The organism is Arthrobacter sp. CP30 (assembly GCF_053470025.1).
In genome coordinates this window covers 11,802-27,335 of sequence record NZ_JBQEMM010000011.1, presented here as the reverse complement: position 1 = coordinate 27,335, position 15,534 = coordinate 11,802, and the positions used below count along the sequence as shown (strand labels likewise).

At 70.3% G+C, this 15,534-nt stretch carries 19 protein-coding genes; 12 read left to right on the top strand and 7 right to left on the bottom strand.

What is annotated here, in order from left to right; genetic code table 11:
- Window positions 1-129 precede the first annotated feature (129 nt).
- On the top strand, window positions 130-333 hold the full coding sequence (locus tag ACTIMO_RS13885; RefSeq protein ID WP_026533290.1) for a cold-shock protein: 204 nt from the start codon (window positions 130-132) through the stop codon (window positions 331-333).
- Between the two features lie 103 nt (window positions 334-436).
- Here ACTIMO_RS13885 and ACTIMO_RS13880 read toward each other — a convergent pair whose 3' ends face one another.
- Complete coding sequence (locus ACTIMO_RS13880; protein ID WP_448182835.1) at window positions 437-4,066, bottom strand: TM0106 family RecB-like putative nuclease; 3,630 nt, start codon at window positions 4,064-4,066, stop codon at window positions 437-439.
- Between the two features lie 155 nt (window positions 4,067-4,221).
- Here ACTIMO_RS13880 and ACTIMO_RS13875 point away from each other — a divergent pair, with 155 nt between their 5' ends.
- From ACTIMO_RS13875 to ACTIMO_RS13835, 9 genes are all read left to right on the top strand, one after another.
- Complete coding sequence (locus tag ACTIMO_RS13875) at window positions 4,222-4,695, top strand: Asp23/Gls24 family envelope stress response protein (protein ID WP_055769630.1); 474 nt, start codon at window positions 4,222-4,224, stop codon at window positions 4,693-4,695.
- Between the two features lie 88 nt (window positions 4,696-4,783).
- Entirely contained in the window at window positions 4,784-4,966 is a 183-nt protein-coding gene (locus tag ACTIMO_RS13870; protein WP_055769632.1) for a DUF2273 domain-containing protein, read from the top strand.
- Between the two features lie 5 nt (window positions 4,967-4,971).
- Window positions 4,972-5,391 (top strand): Asp23/Gls24 family envelope stress response protein, encoded by a 420-nt coding sequence (locus ACTIMO_RS13865; RefSeq protein ID WP_055769634.1) that lies wholly within the window; start codon window positions 4,972-4,974, stop codon window positions 5,389-5,391.
- Window positions 5,388-5,948, top strand: a complete 561-nt coding sequence (locus ACTIMO_RS13860) for a DUF6286 domain-containing protein (protein ID WP_448182773.1) — start codon at window positions 5,388-5,390, stop codon at window positions 5,946-5,948. The genes ACTIMO_RS13865 and ACTIMO_RS13860 overlap by 4 nt, the downstream gene beginning before the upstream one ends.
- A 57-nt stretch (window positions 5,949-6,005) precedes the next feature.
- Window positions 6,006-6,611, top strand: a complete 606-nt coding sequence (locus ACTIMO_RS13855) for a hypothetical protein (protein ID WP_448182772.1) — start codon at window positions 6,006-6,008, stop codon at window positions 6,609-6,611.
- Between the two features lie 61 nt (window positions 6,612-6,672).
- Entirely contained in the window at window positions 6,673-6,867 is a 195-nt protein-coding gene (locus ACTIMO_RS13850) for a CsbD family protein (protein ID WP_055769639.1), read from the top strand.
- Window positions 6,868-6,984: 117 nt separating this feature from the next.
- Window positions 6,985-7,443 carry a DUF3817 domain-containing protein gene (locus ACTIMO_RS13845; protein WP_422391281.1) on the top strand — a complete coding sequence of 153 codons (459 nt, stop codon included), beginning with the start codon at window positions 6,985-6,987 and terminating at the stop codon, window positions 7,441-7,443.
- A 7-nt stretch (window positions 7,444-7,450) separates the two neighbouring features.
- A complete protein-coding gene (locus ACTIMO_RS13840) occupies window positions 7,451-7,930 on the top strand; it encodes a 2-polyprenylphenol hydroxylase (RefSeq protein ID WP_422391282.1) in 480 nt (159 codons plus the stop codon).
- On the top strand, window positions 7,923-8,192 hold the full coding sequence (locus tag ACTIMO_RS13835) for a DUF3253 domain-containing protein (RefSeq protein WP_448182771.1): 270 nt from the start codon (window positions 7,923-7,925) through the stop codon (window positions 8,190-8,192). The genes ACTIMO_RS13840 and ACTIMO_RS13835 overlap by 8 nt, the downstream gene beginning before the upstream one ends.
- Before the next feature lie 103 nt (window positions 8,193-8,295).
- Here ACTIMO_RS13835 and ACTIMO_RS13830 read toward each other — a convergent pair whose 3' ends face one another.
- From ACTIMO_RS13830 to ACTIMO_RS13810, 5 genes are all read right to left on the bottom strand, one after another.
- Entirely contained in the window at window positions 8,296-8,532 is a 237-nt protein-coding gene (locus ACTIMO_RS13830; protein WP_448182770.1) for a hypothetical protein, read from the bottom strand.
- Window positions 8,533-8,655: 123 nt separating this feature from the next.
- On the bottom strand, window positions 8,656-9,648 hold the full coding sequence (locus tag ACTIMO_RS13825) for a glycoside hydrolase family 43 protein (RefSeq protein WP_448182769.1): 993 nt from the start codon (window positions 9,646-9,648) through the stop codon (window positions 8,656-8,658).
- On the bottom strand, window positions 9,645-10,535 hold the full coding sequence (locus tag ACTIMO_RS13820; RefSeq protein ID WP_448182768.1) for a carbohydrate ABC transporter permease: 891 nt from the start codon (window positions 10,533-10,535) through the stop codon (window positions 9,645-9,647). The genes ACTIMO_RS13825 and ACTIMO_RS13820 overlap by 4 nt, the downstream gene beginning before the upstream one ends.
- Window positions 10,532-11,476, bottom strand: coding sequence for a carbohydrate ABC transporter permease (locus ACTIMO_RS13815; protein ID WP_448182767.1), 945 nt, complete (start codon window positions 11,474-11,476; stop codon window positions 10,532-10,534). Before ACTIMO_RS13815 ends, ACTIMO_RS13820 begins: the two co-directional genes overlap by 4 nt.
- A 33-nt stretch (window positions 11,477-11,509) precedes the next feature.
- Window positions 11,510-11,764 (bottom strand): hypothetical protein, encoded by a 255-nt coding sequence (locus ACTIMO_RS13810; RefSeq protein ID WP_448182766.1) that lies wholly within the window; start codon window positions 11,762-11,764, stop codon window positions 11,510-11,512.
- Here ACTIMO_RS13810 and ACTIMO_RS13805 point away from each other — a divergent pair.
- Complete coding sequence (locus ACTIMO_RS13805) at window positions 11,763-13,523, top strand: glycoside hydrolase family 2 protein (protein ID WP_448182765.1); 1,761 nt, start codon at window positions 11,763-11,765, stop codon at window positions 13,521-13,523. The two genes, ACTIMO_RS13810 and ACTIMO_RS13805, sit on opposite strands and share 2 nt — an antisense overlap.
- Window positions 13,520-14,386 carry a phytanoyl-CoA dioxygenase family protein gene (locus ACTIMO_RS13800; RefSeq protein WP_448182764.1) on the top strand — a complete coding sequence of 289 codons (867 nt, stop codon included), beginning with the start codon at window positions 13,520-13,522 and terminating at the stop codon, window positions 14,384-14,386. Before ACTIMO_RS13805 ends, ACTIMO_RS13800 begins: the two co-directional genes overlap by 4 nt.
- Window positions 14,387-14,495: 109 nt before the next feature.
- On the opposite strand, the gene ACTIMO_RS13795 is transcribed toward ACTIMO_RS13800, so the two are convergent.
- A complete protein-coding gene (locus tag ACTIMO_RS13795; protein ID WP_448182763.1) occupies window positions 14,496-15,524 on the bottom strand; it encodes an isopenicillin N synthase family dioxygenase in 1,029 nt (342 codons plus the stop codon).
- Window positions 15,525-15,534 lie beyond the last annotated feature (10 nt).

Here is a 15,534-nt window from a genome sequence, read left to right as displayed (position 1 = left end):
CGCATTTGTATTTCGCGCGGTTTAGCCCTCGCGGGACAAGCCGCGTCTCTGAAAAAGCGGACAAGCACGCCGCGACTGGGGCGTTCCGAAAGTCGGAGCGCGTCTGAATTTCAGAAGGATAAAACAAAAATGGCAACAGGTACCGTGAAGTGGTTCAACGCTGAAAAGGGCTTTGGATTCATTGCTCCCGACGACGGAAGCGCAGATGTGTTCGCACACTTCTCCGCCATCAACGCAAGCGGCTACCGCTCGCTTGATGAGAACCAGAAGGTCAGCTTCGACACCGAGCAGGGCCCCAAGGGTCCCCAGGCGTCGAACATCCAGCCCCTCTAAGGCTCGGATCTTCCACTAGATCTTTTCGCGAGAAGCAGGTCGGACCCCGGTCCGGCCTGCTTCTTCGTTAACGCCCTCTCCGTCGACCGCCGGTCGTGGCGACCTACCGTCGATCCGCGGGTCCGGCCGCTCCGTCGCACAGGCCGATGAACGCACCGAGCTCCTCCAGGGCGGCGGGGGTCGAGGGCATGTGGTGGGTCAGCCGGGGTGAGCGCACGATCACGGCTCGCCACTGTCCGCGCGAGACCGCCACGTTGATCCTGTTCCGGTTCAGCAGGAAACCGATGCCCCGCGGTGCCTCGGCGGCGGACGACGCGGCCATGCTGACGATCACCACCACGGCCTGCTGACCCTGGAACCGATCCACCGTCCCCACCCTCACCCGCGGGTACCCGGCAGCGGCCAGCGCCCCGTGGACGAGCTGCACCTGTGCGTTGTAGGCGGCGACCACCAGGAGGTCTGCCTGGCCCATCGGCCGGGCCGGTGCCCCGGCGTCAGCGACCCACGGCAGGCCGAGGTGCAGCTCGACCTGACGGACGACCTCCGCCGCCTCCTCGGGGGAGGACGTCGCATGATCCGTGTGCTCGACCAGTACACACCCGACTCCCGGCGCCACTCCGCCGAGCAGCCGCGACCCCGCCGCCGGCGCCGTGGAGAGCCGGCCCTCGTAGGCGAAGGTGGAGACCGCACGGCACAGAGCCGGGTGCATCCGCCAGGTGTCCGCGAGGAAGTAGCCGAGATCGGCGGGCAGGGTGGCGTGTCCGTCGGAGAGCCAGCCGAGCGCCGATTCGTCGACCGGCTCGGGGTGGGTTCCCTGGGTGACCTGCGGAAGCTGCTGCGGATCCCCGAGGAGCAGCAGCCGCCGGGCTGCCTGCGCGACCGCCATCGTGTTCGCCAGCGAGAACTGCCCGGCCTCGTCGATGACGAGGAGATCGAGCGATCCGGGCGGCACATTCTTCCCGGTCATGGTCCAGGCCGTCCCCCCGATGAGGCACCCGCCGTCACCGGACACCAGGCGTGCCACGTCCGTGTCCGAGCGCTGCCCCCACGGGAGGTCGGCATCCATGTCCTTCGGCTTCTTCGCCACACGCCCGGGCGGGACGCCGGCGTCGACGGCGCGGCAGAGCAGGTTCTCGACGACCGCATGGGACTGCGCGACGACGCCGATCTTCCAGCCGTCCGCCACCAGCCGGGAGATCACGTCCGCACCGACATGCGTCTTGCCCGTCCCGGGCGGCCCCTGGACGGCGAGGTAGGACTCCGACAGGCGCAGCAGGGCCGCCGTGATCGCCTCGGCGTAGCCGCCGTCCCCGGGGCGGACGGCGGGCAGAGCGCCGCCGTCGAGGAGCCGGGGCGGCACGCGACGCAGAAGGTCCAGGGCGGGTCCGGCGGGGATGTCGGGCAGGGCGCGGCCCACGTGGGCGGCCAGGTCGAGCAGAGCTGCCTGGATGGACCCCGTCATGATCGGTTGGTCCGGTGCCAGGGCCACCGGCAGCTCACTGCGCTCCGGTGCACCGCGCCTCAGTTTCTCCCGGACGGTAGCCGTGGTCAGGCCGGTTCCGTCCTCGGCGAGGTCCACCACCTCGACCCCGAACCACCCGCCACGGCCGGGACCAGTGCTGTCCGTGCTGTCGGCGTCCTCGGGGACTGGGGCGTCGTAGAGGGTGAAGTACGAGCCCCCGGCCCGGAAGTCCGCGCCCGCCTCGAGCCGTGCGGTGACCGACAGGGTGCGCACGGGGTTGGACCGGGCCGTGGGCTTCTCCCAGTCGCTGATCACGTCGACGGTGCGGAAGGGCATCACCTCCCTGGACTGCTCCCACTCCGAGGTCGGTGCTCCGAGGCGGTCGAAGTGGGCCCACCAGAACTGCTTCCGCTCACGCCGGTGATAGCCGACGGCGGCGGCGACCAGGGCCACCGCACGCGGACCGGGCTCCATGGCAGCGGCCGGAGTCAGGCCCGCGAGATAGTCCTGGAGCTGCGTCTCCTCGGCCTCGGGTGGAGCCTGGGGAACGGCATCGGCAGCAGCATCGGTGCTGCTGCCGCCGGCGGGGTCCATCCCGGGTGAATCCGGACCAGCACCGGACGCGGACCGCGACGCCTCCTCGGACTCGGGTGCGAGCCCGAGGAGCCAGTCCCGCAGCTTCAGCGCGGAGAGGCAGTCGTAGCGGTTGTAGTCGCTGATGTCCTCGAGGATCGCCGCAGCCTCCTCGGCGTCACCGGCGTCGCGCGCGGTGCAGTAGGCGGCGTAGGCGACCACGGAGGCGCCCGCGTCCGTCACGTCCCCCGCGCGGAGGGTGGACCCCATGTACAGGGGTTCGAGCTTCTTGATGCTGTAGGACCGCTCGGAGATCCGGAGGCTGTGCCGCACGGTCTCGTAGAGATCCACCAGGACCCCCTCGCGCAGCAGCGTGTCCACGGCGTCCTCACCGATGATGTGCTGGAGCGAGAGCCGGCGCAGGGCGCTCTTCTCATAAGCGGCGTAGTGGTAGATGTGCAGGTCGGGATACTGCCGGCGCCGCTCGTCCACGTAGTCGAGGAACTGCATCAGGGCGGTACGTTCCTCGGCCCGGGAGTGGGCCCAGAAGGGCCGGAAGGGTGGTTCGGCGGAGGCGCCCGGCCCGGCGGCGGGCTGCTCGACGACGCCGAACAGGTACTCGAGGCCCCACCGCCCGTCCGCCGGGTCCTGCCACAGGGGATCGCCCTCGACGTCGAAGAAGATGTCCCCGGGGCTGGGCGCGGGGAGGGCGGCGAGGGTGTGCTCCGGCAGGATCCGGTAGGAGACGGAGTGCTCCGTCCCCTCAGTGTCCCTGGAGGAGACGCTGCCGTCCACGGCTCCCACACCGGTCTGCAGCCGTGCCTGGTCCCGCAGCCGGGTGAGGGACGCGTCGTCCGGTCTCGCGGGCATCGCCGCCAGCTGGTCGATCGTGGTGATGCCCTCACCCCGGAGCCGCGCCCGGCGGTCGCCGGTCATCGAGGCGACGAGCAGCAGGTCCCGCGCGGCGACCACCTGCTCGGCGCAGTAGTCGCACCGACCGCAGGCCGAGTGCCCGCCTTCGCCCCATGCCACCGGCGCGGACCCGCTGCGGTGCGCCTCGACGAGGTCGAGGAAGCGCGCCCGGCGCTCCCGGAAGACGGGCAGCAGGTCCGTGAGGCTGTGGGTGCTCCTCGACCGGTCACCGAGCACGAGTGTCACCTCCGGCGACGTCGGGATGCCGGCTGCCTGCAGCTGGTCCCCGTAGGCGGCGAGCTGCAGCAGCGCTCCCACCTTCGCGTGCCGGGCGAGCTTCGTGTCCCAGACCGCGTACGCTCCGTCCGCCTGGCGCACCAGGAAATCGGAGCGGCCGTGGAACGTGCCGTCGAAGAACGCCGCCTGGAACACCACCGACGCCCCTGAGCCGAGGGCAGTCAGGGACTCCTCGTGCTTGGCCGTGAGGGTGGCGCGATCCATCGAGTCCGCAGGTTCGACGTCGTACACGCCCCGCGGATTACCCGGCGACCAAATGCCGTGGTCGGCCACGAGCTCGTCGAGGATCCTGTGCTCGTGGACGTCGCCGAGGACGGCGGCCCGCTGCAGCATCCCGTCCGGGGCGAAGGAGGCCCGCGGGGCGCGCCCCAGCTTCTCGTCGAGGACGCGCAGCAGGCGGTAGCCGCACTCCGAGGCGGTGACGAGGTCCGTCGCCGAGAACACCAGGTCCCGCCGGTCGGAGCTGCCGTCGGCGTCGAGCAGGAACATGCGCCGGGTCCTTTCGTCGGGAGCGGCCAGTGGATCACGCACCTCCGACCTTCTGTGACGCAGGTCTCGGAACTGGTGCGTGCGGATTGCGGTGGATGGGACGACTTACCTGTGTACGACGCAGCTGAACGCAACGACAGTAAAGGATACGCATCATGGTCGAGACCGCTACCGCCCAGAAGTCCACCACCGGCTCCGAGTCCGCAGCGCCCGTCCGCAAGGGCCCCCTGCAGACCGACAAGGGCAGCACCACCATCGCCGAGACCGTCGTGCAGAAGCTCGCCGGTGTCGCCACCCGCGAGGTGCCCGGCGTCTTCGCGATGGGCAATGCAGCCCGCCGCGCCTTCAACCAGATCACCGAGCGCATCCCCGGCTCGCAGACGAACGTCAGCGGCGGAGTGAGCGTCGAGAAGGGCGAGCGCCAGGCCGCGATCGACGTGAGCATCGTCGTGGAGTACGGCAGCTCGATCGTCGAGGTCAGCGAGAACATCCGTCGCAACGTCGTCAACTCGGTGGAGCGCGCCACGGGGCTCGAGGTCCTCGAGGTCAACGTGAACGTCACCGACGTGCACCTGCCGGGTGACGACGACGAGGACGACTCGTCCAAGAGCGGCACCGAACTCGAGTAGCACCTGCGGCTCCGACCGTGCGGCGGGAGTACCCGCCGCACGGTGCACGGACCGACACCCCCCTCAGCCCACCAGACAGGACAGCATCATGTCGCGCAGCACCATCGGATTATTCGCAGGTCTCCTGCTGGGGATCGTCGCCGTCTTCGGCGGTTTCCTCCAGTTCATCGCCGTCGTCTTCTTCGCGGCGGTGGGCCTGCTCATCGGCCGTTACCTCGAGGGCAGGCTCGACGTCCAGGACCTGCTGAGCCGCCGCAGCTCGAAGGGCTGAGCGCCATGAGTACGCTCGCGGGCCCTGCGCCCGGTGTCCTCGACCCTGCCGGAAGCACGCACGGCGACCCCGCCACGAGGGGCACCCTCGTCACCAAGGAGAAGGTCCTGCGGAAGATCGCCGGACAGGCCGCCTCCGAACTGCCGTTCATCGGCGGACGGAGCGGAGGACTGCTCGGCCTCGGCGCCTCCGGCGACCTCGACGCCCGCCCGCAGGCCGAGGTCGACCTCGACGGGACCACGGCCTTCGTCTCGCTGACCGTCGCGATGCTCTACCCCACGCCGCTGCGTGCGGGTACCGAGCAGCTGCGCAGTCACGTCACGGAGGTCCTTGAGCGCACGACGGCGGTCCACGTGGGCCGTATCGACGTCACCATCGTCTCCCTCGAGACCGGCACGGCCGGTAGGGGAAGGAGCCTCGAATGAGCAGCACACCCACCCGGACGCTGAGGCGCCGCCCCAGCCGTACCGTCCCGGCCACCGTCACGGCGCTGGTCCTGGTCCTCGGCGGGGCCGCGCTCGCGTGGGCCGGTATCGCGGGACTGACCGGTGACACCACCCTCGCCGAGGGCTCGCTCGCGGCGGGTTCCGATCTCGCCTGGGGCTCGCCCGCCCTCTACGCAACCGTCGCGGTGTTGGCGGTCCTCGGGCTGGTGCTGCTGTTCGCGGCCCTGGTGCCCGGGCGACGCACGCTCCTGACGGCCGGATCCACATGGGGTGGACCCGAAGGGACGACGACGGTACTCAGCCGATCGGCGGTGGAGCGTTTCGCCGCCGCACGGGCGGAGCAGATCGATGGCGTCTCGTCGGCCAAGGGCAGTCTCCGGGGCTCCCGGCTGAAGCTGTCCGTCACGACCTATCTCCTGTCCACAGCTGATCTTCAGCAAACGGTCAGGAACGCCGTCCAGTCTTCAGTGGACGACCTGGGTCTGGAAACCGCTCCACGGGTCCGAACGAGTATCCGGACGGAGCACGATGACTGACCCGACGACCGACCTTCATCTGCGCCCCCAACCCACCGCTTCGGAAAGGACACGGCCATGAGGCAGTCACCCGCCGCACTCAACCGATCCTGGCTCGCCATCATCGGTGTGCTGCTCCTGCTCGGTGCCGCCGCACTCGTCGTGGCCACCGCAGGACTCCTCGGCACCGTGATCCCCGGCGCGGCCGCTCCCGAGAACGGGACACCACTGCTCGCCGTCGACCCTGCGGCGACCGCCGCGGCACCCGCCGTCCTCGGTGGCGCCGCCGGCGTCGGCGTCCTGCTGGCCCTCCTGGGGCTGGCCTGGCTCGCGGCGCAGGTCCCCAGGCGTCGTCGGACCCGGACCTACCGGCTCCACGGAGCCGAGGACAACGGGCTCGTCACGATCAACCCGGCCGTCCTCGAGGGAGCACTCAACGCGGACATCGAGCGCCTGCCGGGCGTGGAGAAGTCGCGGAGCGTGCTGCGGGGGAGTTCCACCGCGCCGGACGTCACCATCCGCACCACGGTGGACCACCGTGCGTCCATCGGCGCCACGGTACGCTCCATCCGCGGTGGCGCGGTCGAACGCCTCGCCGGATCGCTCGAGGCGATGCCCCGGACCGTCGCCATCATCGTCGACGTCAGCACCTCGACGTCGAGGACCAGGAACGTTACGCAGTAACGCCCGTCCCGGGATTTCCCGGGATCGGAGAACACCAGCAACCCAGCGGAAGGACACGCACATGAGCTTCATCGACAAGGCGAAGAACAAGGCCGAGGAACTGTCGGGCAAGGCCAAGGAGGCCGTGGGCGACGCCACCGACAACCACGATCTGAAGGCCGAGGGCCAGGCGGACCAGGCGTCGGCGACGACCAAGCAGGCCGGCGAGAACGTGAAGGACGCCGCGACGAACGTCAAGGACGCCTTCAAGTCCTGATCCTGTTCGGCTGAAGCCCCGGAGTGGACGGCTCCGGGGCTTCTCCGTGTCCGGCGTCGGGCACGGACGGGGCGGGATGGAAGAATTGGCGGTACCCACCTGAACCAGGAGCAGACCATGAATCCCCGCACGCTCTTCCGTACCGTCGCCGTGGCCGAGGCGGTGACCTGGGCCTTCCTCCTGCTGGGCATGTTCCTCAAGTACGTCACGCGCACCACGGAGGCCCTCGTGCCACCCGCGGGTGCCGTCCACGGCTTCGTGTTCCTCTGCTTCGTGGTGACCACGGTCTTCATCTGGATCAACCAGCGCTGGTCGGTGATGACGGGCCTGCTCGGCCTCGCTTCCGCGATCGTCCCCTTCGCGACCGTCCCCTTCGAGCGGTGGATCGAACGCCGCGGCCGGCTGGGCGGTGGGTGGCGCCTGGCCCCGGGTGCCGAGGCACCCCGGAATCCCGCGGAGCAGGTGCAGGCCTGGGTGCTGCGGAGCCCGCTCGTGGCCCTGCTCGTCGCGATCGTCGGGATCTCGGTCGTCTTCACCGTCCTGCTGCTCGTCGGCCCGCCCGGTTCGTCGAGCTGAGGCCGGCATGCTGGATCTCGCGGACACCACCGACGACGAACGCTTCTTCCTCCACAGCGGGCGGCGCTGGCGGAAGACCGATCCCAGCCTTCCCGCGGATGTGCGGGCCCGGCTGATGTCCCACCTCGGCCGCGGCCGCTCGGGCGTCCGCACCAGTGCCAAGGGTGACGACGGCGCAGCACTGCCGCGCGCGCGGCGGACCGTGCAGCTCGCGAAGGAGGGACTCGGCGAACGCGGGACCGCCTGGTGGGACCAGACCGCGGCCGAGCGCGAGGCCCGCTGGACCGCCGCCCTCGAGGAACTCGATGCCCTGCACCCGAAACGGCCCGAGCCGGCCGACCGGGTGGATCGCGCGGATCGGGCCCAGCAGTCGAACCACAGTGAGCACCCGGAGCGGGCCGAGCCTCCGAAGCAGCCGGGCCGCGCACAGGGCCGGACCGGGAAGCGCGACGGCGGTTCGGCCCCGCAACATCCCGGGCATGCCTGATCACCCGTCCGAGAGCGAGCTTCGGGCGGAGATCCTCCGCATCGCGGAGCAGCGCGGGCCGGAGAAGACGCTGTGCCCGTCGGACGCGGCGCGGAGTATCGGCGGCGGGACCTGGCGGGACCTCATGCCGGCCGCCCGCCGGCTGGCCTTCGACCTGGCCGCGGAGGGGCGGGTGGAGGTCACGCAGCACGGCGAGGGCGTGGACCGCGATGCCCGCGGTCCCATCCGGATCCGCTGGGCCGGCCCGCCCGGATCGGCGTGACCCTCCCGGGCGGGCGCTCGGCGGGACGGCCGGGACGTACGGAAGCCGCCGTCGGCACCGGTAGGCGCCGACGGCGGCTTCCCGCCACTCTGCCGAAATGCGGCTACGAGGCCTTCGCCGTGCTCCGGCGGACGGCGTAGGTTCCGCCCGCCGCGGCCACGAGGACCAGTCCGCCGCTCAGGGCGATCATGCCGGTGGTGTTCGACGAGGCCTCCCCGGCCACGCCGGTATCCGCGCCGCCGGACAGCATGGCGCCCATCTGGGTCCTGGCCAGGGTTCCGCAGAGCGCGGGGGAGGTGGCGCCCAGGGGGAGGTCCGTCGCAGCCGGCGCCGTCCCCACCGAATCGGTCTCGGCCGTGCAACCCGGGGTGCGCCCCCGGTCCTCATCCTGACGCGGGCCGGCCGCGTGGCACAGCGGCCGGCGGACCCGGTGCATGCCGTGACACCACCCGGATCGCCCGTGTCACTCCTGCGTGAACTGCAGGTCGGAGCCCTGCCACTCGACGGGTTCGGCGTGCATCGACCGGTAGGTGACCGCGGCGTCCCAGCTGTGGAAGAGCAGGTAGGTGGTGCCGTCGGGTGCCGTCGCGAGGTCCTGCCCGCCCGGCCCGATGTAGCGGTCCCCGCCGAACGAGTCGGAGGAGAGGATGGGCTCGGGGGACTTCTCCCACGGGCCTTCCAGTGCCGGGGCGGTTGCATACCCCACGTTGTACGAGCTGTCCCCGTAGAAGTTGCTGGAGTACAGGAGGGCGAAGCCGTCGTCGCGCGGGACCACGGTCGGCGCCTCGACCAGCAGGCCCTCCCAGTCCAGGGTCTGCTTGACGAGCTTCGTGGTCGGTCCTGCCAGCGCCAGGCCGTCGGCCGAGAGCGGTGCCGTCTGGATCCAGGTGTCCTTGTCGCAGCAGTTGCCGTCGTTCTTCCAGACGAGATTCAGGCCGGTGTCCGTGGCGAACGTGCTGGCGTCGATCGCGCCGCCCTCGTCCTCCGGGCACACCAGCATCCGGTCACCGGCCACCGTGAAGGGTCCCGCCGGATCGGTGGACGTCGCCGCGCCGATGCACTGGAGGGCGGGCTCGAAGTTCGTCGTGGTGAAGTACAGGACGAACTGCCCGTCCGCCACCTCGGTCACCTCGGGCGCCCAGGTCTTGCCCGGGATGGTCCAGGACGGCAGCTCCGGCAGGGCGTCGTCGTCGAGCATCTCCCACTCGAGGAGATCGGTCGACGTCGCGACCTGGACGTTCTTCCGGTTGCCGGCGGAGGCGTACGCGTAATAGACGCCGTCCACCTCGAGGATGTCCGGGTCCGCGAACTCCTCGTCGAGAACCCGGGTGGGGTTCGCCTCCTCGGTCGGGGCGGCGTCGTCGGGAGTGTCCGACGGCGAGCAGCCGGCGGTCGCTGCGGCGAGCGCACCGACCGCCAGCAGGCCGAGGACCCGGCGCAGGAGCGGAGGGATCACCCCTTGACCCCGGACCGTGAGACGCCCTCGATGATGAAGCGCTGGAGGAACACGAAGAGCGCGAGGACGGGAAGGCTGGCGATCACGGCACCGGCCATGAGGAGGTCGTACCGGACCGCGTTCGCCGACTGCAGCGTCGACAGGCCGGGGGGCAGCGTCTGCACCTCGGGTGTGAAGAGCACGTAGACGGGCCACAGGAAGTCGTTCCAGTTGCCCAGGAAGGCCAGCAGTGCGAGCGTCGCCATGGCGGGCTTGGCGAGCGGCAGGATGATCCGGGTGAACATCTGGAAGCGGTTGGCGCCGTCGATCCGCGCCGCCTCCTCCAGGTCGTCCGGCAGCGAGACGAAGAACTGCCGCATGAAGAACACACCGAACGCCGAGGCCGCCGTGGGTACGATGATCGCGATCAGCGAGTTCAGCCAGCCGAGTTCGCTGACGAGCAGGTAGTTCGGGATGACCAGGATCACCGGGGGGACCAGCAGGGTGGCGACGATGACCGCGAAGACGATCTTCTTCCCACGGAAGTTCATCCGTGCCAGCGGGTACGCGGCCAGCGACGCGGTGACCACGACGAGCGCGGAGTGGATGATCGCGGCCAGCATGCTGTTCGCGAACCACCGCAGGACCGGCGTGTTGGTCCCTGGCGCGAGGATCTCCTTGTACGCGTCGAGCGAGAAGGGATTCGGGATCCACGACGGCGGGATCGCTGTCGCCTCGCTCCGCGTCTTGAACGACGTCACGATCATGAAGATGAGCGGGCTGACGAAGATCAGCGCCACCAGCGCGAGGAGGACGATTTTCAGGACGGTCCGGGGCTGGAGCCTGCGCTGCGGCTTCTCCGCAGGGCCGGCCCCCCGGGGGGTGCGTGTCTCGACACTCGAGCTCATCGGGCGTCCTTCCGTTCGCGGAACAGCCAGAAGACCACGAGGCTCAGGCAGATGAGGAAGAGGGTCAGGACGTAGCTCATGGCGGCTGCGCTGCCCATCTGGAAGTTACGGAGGCCCGTGTCCGCGATCTGGTAGATCGCGGTGCGGGTCTCCCTGCCCGGGCCGCCCTGGGTGATCAGGTAGGACTGCCCGAACATGTTCACCGACGCGATCAGCGTGGTGAGGGTCACGAAGGACAGCACCGGCCGGAGTCCTGGCAGCGTCACATTGACGAACTGCTGCCACGGACTGGCCCCGTCCATGCGGGCGGCCTCGTAGAGCTCCGAGGGGATGTCCTGCAGGCCGGCCAGGTAGATGACGGCATTGAAGCCGAGGGTCCACCACACGGTCACCCCGACGAGGGCCACCCAGGCGGCCGGGGTGGAGGTGGTCCAGGCGATGTCGTCCGGCAGGCCGATCAGGCCGAGGTAGTAGTTGACGAGGCCGATGTTGTTGTCGAGCAGGTAGCGCCACATCACGGCGACGACGGCGACGCCCAGGACGTAGGGCGCGAAGTAGATGGCGCGGAAGAAGTTGCGGCCCGGGAACTTCTTCGCCATGAGCAGTGCCACGGCGAGCGGGATGGTGAGCAGGAGCGGCACGCTGAACAGGGTGAAGATGCCGGTGGCGCGCATCGATCCCCAGAAGTTGGTGAACTGCCCGCTGCCGGACCGGAAGAGCTCGGCATAGTTCTCGAGGCCGACGAAGGGCTTGAGCGGGCGCGTGTAGTCCCAGGTGTGCAGGCTGATCCAGGCGCCGAAGACGATCGGGACGAGCACGAAGGCGATGAACAGGACCAGGTACGGGGCCAGGAAGAGCCAGGGCGTGGCTGCCGCCTGCTTGCGGATCTCACGGGACGGCGACGCCGTCCCCGGCGGGTGCCCCCTTGCGTGCGGGGGCACCCCCTTCTCGTTCCCTCAGCGTGGTCATGGTGCTTACTCCCCGAACGACGCTTTGTTCTCTTCCATGAGCTTCGAGGCGTTGTCCGCTGCCTCGGTCATGGCGTCCTCCGGCGACTCCTCGCCGAGGACGGCCTTGCTGACGGCGACCTCGAGGGTCTCCGTCTGCACGGCCCCGATGCCGGGGACGGCCGGGAGGAACCGCATGGAGTCGATCTGCTCGGCGATGGGAGCCTGGGGGAGGCCCTCGAGGGCGCCGGCGGCACGGACGGACTCACGGGCGGGGATCATGCCCGAACCGGCCCATTCGGCCGAGTTCTCGTACGACGACGAGGATGCCGGCGTCGCCGACGACTGGTTCGCCGGGGCGACGCCGTTCCCCCTGACCATCACCGTCCCGTATCCGCCGGAGTCCGTCCGATCCGGCGTGAACGACACGACCTTCCACCCCGTGGTCTGGTACCGGCGGACCCTCACCCGGGCGGACTTGGTCGAGAGCGGGAGGTCCGCAGCGGACGACCGTCTGCTGCTGCACTTCGGTGCCGTCGACTACCGGGCCACGGTCTGGATCAACGGCGCCCTCGTCGGGACCCACGAGGGCGGCCAGAGCCCTTTCAGCTTCGACATCACCGAGCATGCGGCCGCCGCCGCCGAGCTGTCCCTGGTGGTGCGAGCCGAGGATGATCCGCACGACGTCGCCCAGCCCCGCGGCAAGCAGGACTGGCTGGAGGACCCCCACGTCATCTGGTACCACCGCACCACGGGCATCTGGCAGCCGGTCTGGCTCGAATCCGTGCCGGCCGCCTTCATCGAGGGCGCCGTCTGGGAGCCGGACGTCCCGAAGGGATCGGTCCGCCTCGAGCTCGAACTCTCGCCGCAGCGGCACACCGCCCGGACCGTGCGCGTGGACCTCAGCTATGCGGGCCATCCGCTCGGCAGCTACACGGCATCGGCCTCGCAGCCCCGTGTCGTCCTCGACTGCGTCATCCCGCACCAGGCCAACGGCCAGGCCTACGAGTCGCTGCTGTGGTCGCCGGAGGATCCCCGCCTCATCGACGCGACGGTGGCCCTGCTCGACGGCGACGGGTCCGTCGTCGACGAGATCTGGTCCTACTTCGGCCTGCGCAGCGTCGGTACCGCCGGGCGCCACTTCCTGCTCAACGACCGCCCCTACTACGTCCGCTCCGTCCTGGAGCAGGGCTACTGGCCGGAGTCGCTCCTCGCGGCGCCCGACGCGCACGCCCTCCGCGAGGAGGTGCAGCTGATCAAGGACCTCGGCTTCAACGCGGCGCGCCTCCACGAGAAGGTCGAGGACCCGCGCTTCCTGTACTGGGCGGACCGGCTGGGCCTGCTCGTCTGGGGCGAGATGGGCAGCACCTTCGAGTTCTCGCCCACCGCCATGGAGCGGGTCTCCCGCGAGTGGGTCAGCGTGGTCCAGCGTGACAGGTCGCACCCCTGCATCGTCACGTGGGTGCCGCTCAACGAGAGCTGGGGGGTGCAGCAGATCGCCCACAGCGCCGAGCAGCGCCACTTCGCCCAGGCCATGTACCACCTCACCAAGGCCCTCGACGGCTCCCGACCCGTCATCTCCAACGACGGCTGGGAGCACGTGGAGTCCGACCTCTTCACGGTCCACGACTACGCCACCACCTACGAGGACCTCCATGCGAGCTACCGGGATGCTGCCGCGTTCGACGCCGTGGCCCGGGGAGTGGGACCGGCGGGCCGCCGGCTGAGCGTGCTGCCGGACCTGCCCCGGGCGGAGCCCGTGATGGTGTCCGAGTTCGGCGGGATCCTCTACGCGCCGAACAGCCCCATCGAAACGTGGGGCTACTCCACGGCGGACTCCGACGAGGACTTCGCCCGGCGCCTGCAGGCGCTCTTCTCCGCGCTCTACGACAGCCCGGTCCTCTCGGGCTTCTGCTACACCCAGCTGACCGACACGCTGCAGGAAGCCAACGGACTGACGGACGAGAACCGGAAGCCGAAGCTACCGGTGGCCGAGATCCGGAAGATCGTCATGGGACCGACCTGGAGGGAACACGCATGAGCGACATCGCAGCAGGGACGCCGCCCCGGGAGATCCCGGTACCGGAGGGCGCGTCCCCCGAGGCGACCGCCGCCGCGCAGGGGCTCTACACCCGCGGGGTGATCGCGCAGCAGGGCGCCTTCACGCGCGAGTGGGCCGCGGGGATGCGCGAGGACATCGATGCCGCCCTCGCCGAGGCACTCGCGCGGCCGGACGGCGCCGTGGGCCGTGGCCCGAAGCGGCACTACGTGGAGATCCACCCGGAACAGCTGCGCGGCTGGGTGGATCTCGTGGACCACCCGTGGGTCCGCATGGTCAGCGAAGCAGTGCTCGGCCCGGACTACGAGATCGTGGAGCTCGGGTTCGACGTCCCCGGGCCCGGGGCGGTCAATCAGCCGTGGCACCGCGACTTCCCCATGCCGGCGGAGACCAGGAAGCACGGGCGGCTCACTTCGCTCGCCTTCAACCTCACCGCGGTGGACACCGAGGAGGACATGGGGCCCTTCGAGGTGGCGCCGGGGACGCAGTGGGACCTGCCGGAGGGCTTCGACCACGAGATGTTCCCGCCGAAGTCCGCCTACCCGCGGTACGAGGCCCTCGCCGAGCGGAAGTATCCGCGCATGGGTGACATCTCGGCGCGCTCCGCGCTGACCATCCACCGCGGCACGAAGAACGAGTCGCAGAAGTCCCGGCCGGTCCTGGTGCTCGGCGTCGACGCGCCGGGAGCCGGGAACGCGGAACACCACTCCATGGCCGTGACGAAGCCGTTCTTCGACGCACTGCCGGAGCGTGTGCGGCGCCATGTTGTGTGCCCGGTCGTCGACGAGCTGACGCCGATCACGCAGAAGCACTCCATCGAGGGCCTCATGATGGGCGAGGCCTGACAGCCTCCCGGAGTACGACGACGACGGCTGCGCCCCCGTGGGTGCCGCCGTCGTCGTTCCCGTGCCCCGCGCCGTGGCGGGTCGATCCTCGCTCCGGACGACGCCCGGCCTACCGGCGGGCGAGCTCCGGATGGTGGAGCTCGGTGACGTCCGGGTGCGCGCGGACGCGTCCCTTCAGGACGTTCGAGCCGTACGAGGACAGCATGGGGTTCTCGGGGTCGTCCGAGATGCCGCGGGCGGCGGCACGCAGTTCCGCCGTCAGCGGTACCGGCTCGATCACGGCATCCAGGCGGGGCGACCAGAAGAACGGGATGGCGTAGCGGTCGACGCCGGGGGCGGGCGCGGTGACGCGGTGGACGGTCGCTGCGAGGTAGCCCTCGGTGGCGACCTCGAGCATCTCGCCGAGGTTCACCACGAGGGCGCCCGGGATCGGCGTGACGGGGACCCACTGCCCGGTCCCGTGCGGGAGGACCTCGAGGCCCCCGACGGCGTCCTGCAGCAGAAGCGTCACGAAGCCGTAGTCGGCGTGGGAGCCGACGCCCTGCGAACCGGCGCCCTCGACCACGCCGCCCACGTAGTGCACGAGCTTCGCCATCCACGCGGGTGAGCCCTCGAACGGCCCCGCGAAGTAGTCCTCCGGCAGGTGGAGGGCGACGGCGATGGCCGAGAGCAGTTCAGCGCCGACCCGGGACATGAGGGCGGCCCACTCCATGGCCCGGACCTCGAGCTCCGGCAGTGCCTCGCGCGGCCACAGGTTCGGGCCCTGCAGGAGCCAGTAGGGCTCGTTCGCGGGGTGGTCGGTGACGGGCTCGCGTTCGGGGGAGAAGTCGATCTGCTCCCGGGCGTCCGGTCGGCCGCGCGTGATCTCGGTGCCCAGTCCGGCGTAGCCGCGGAAGTGCGGTGAGGTGCGGTTGAGGATCGTCAGGCGTTCCTCGAGCGGCAGGGCGAAGAAGCGGCGGGTGATGTCGAAGAGGTCGTCGACCTGCCCGGGCGCCGCGCCGTAGTTGACGATGTGGAAGAAGCCGACGGTGTGGGCGGCGTTGCGCAGTTCCTCGATGAAGCCGGGGGTGAAGGAGCCATCGGTGGAGCGTGCGCTGCTGAGGTCGAGTGTGGGGATCTGCCCCGGTGTGTGCTGCATCTGCAGGAGA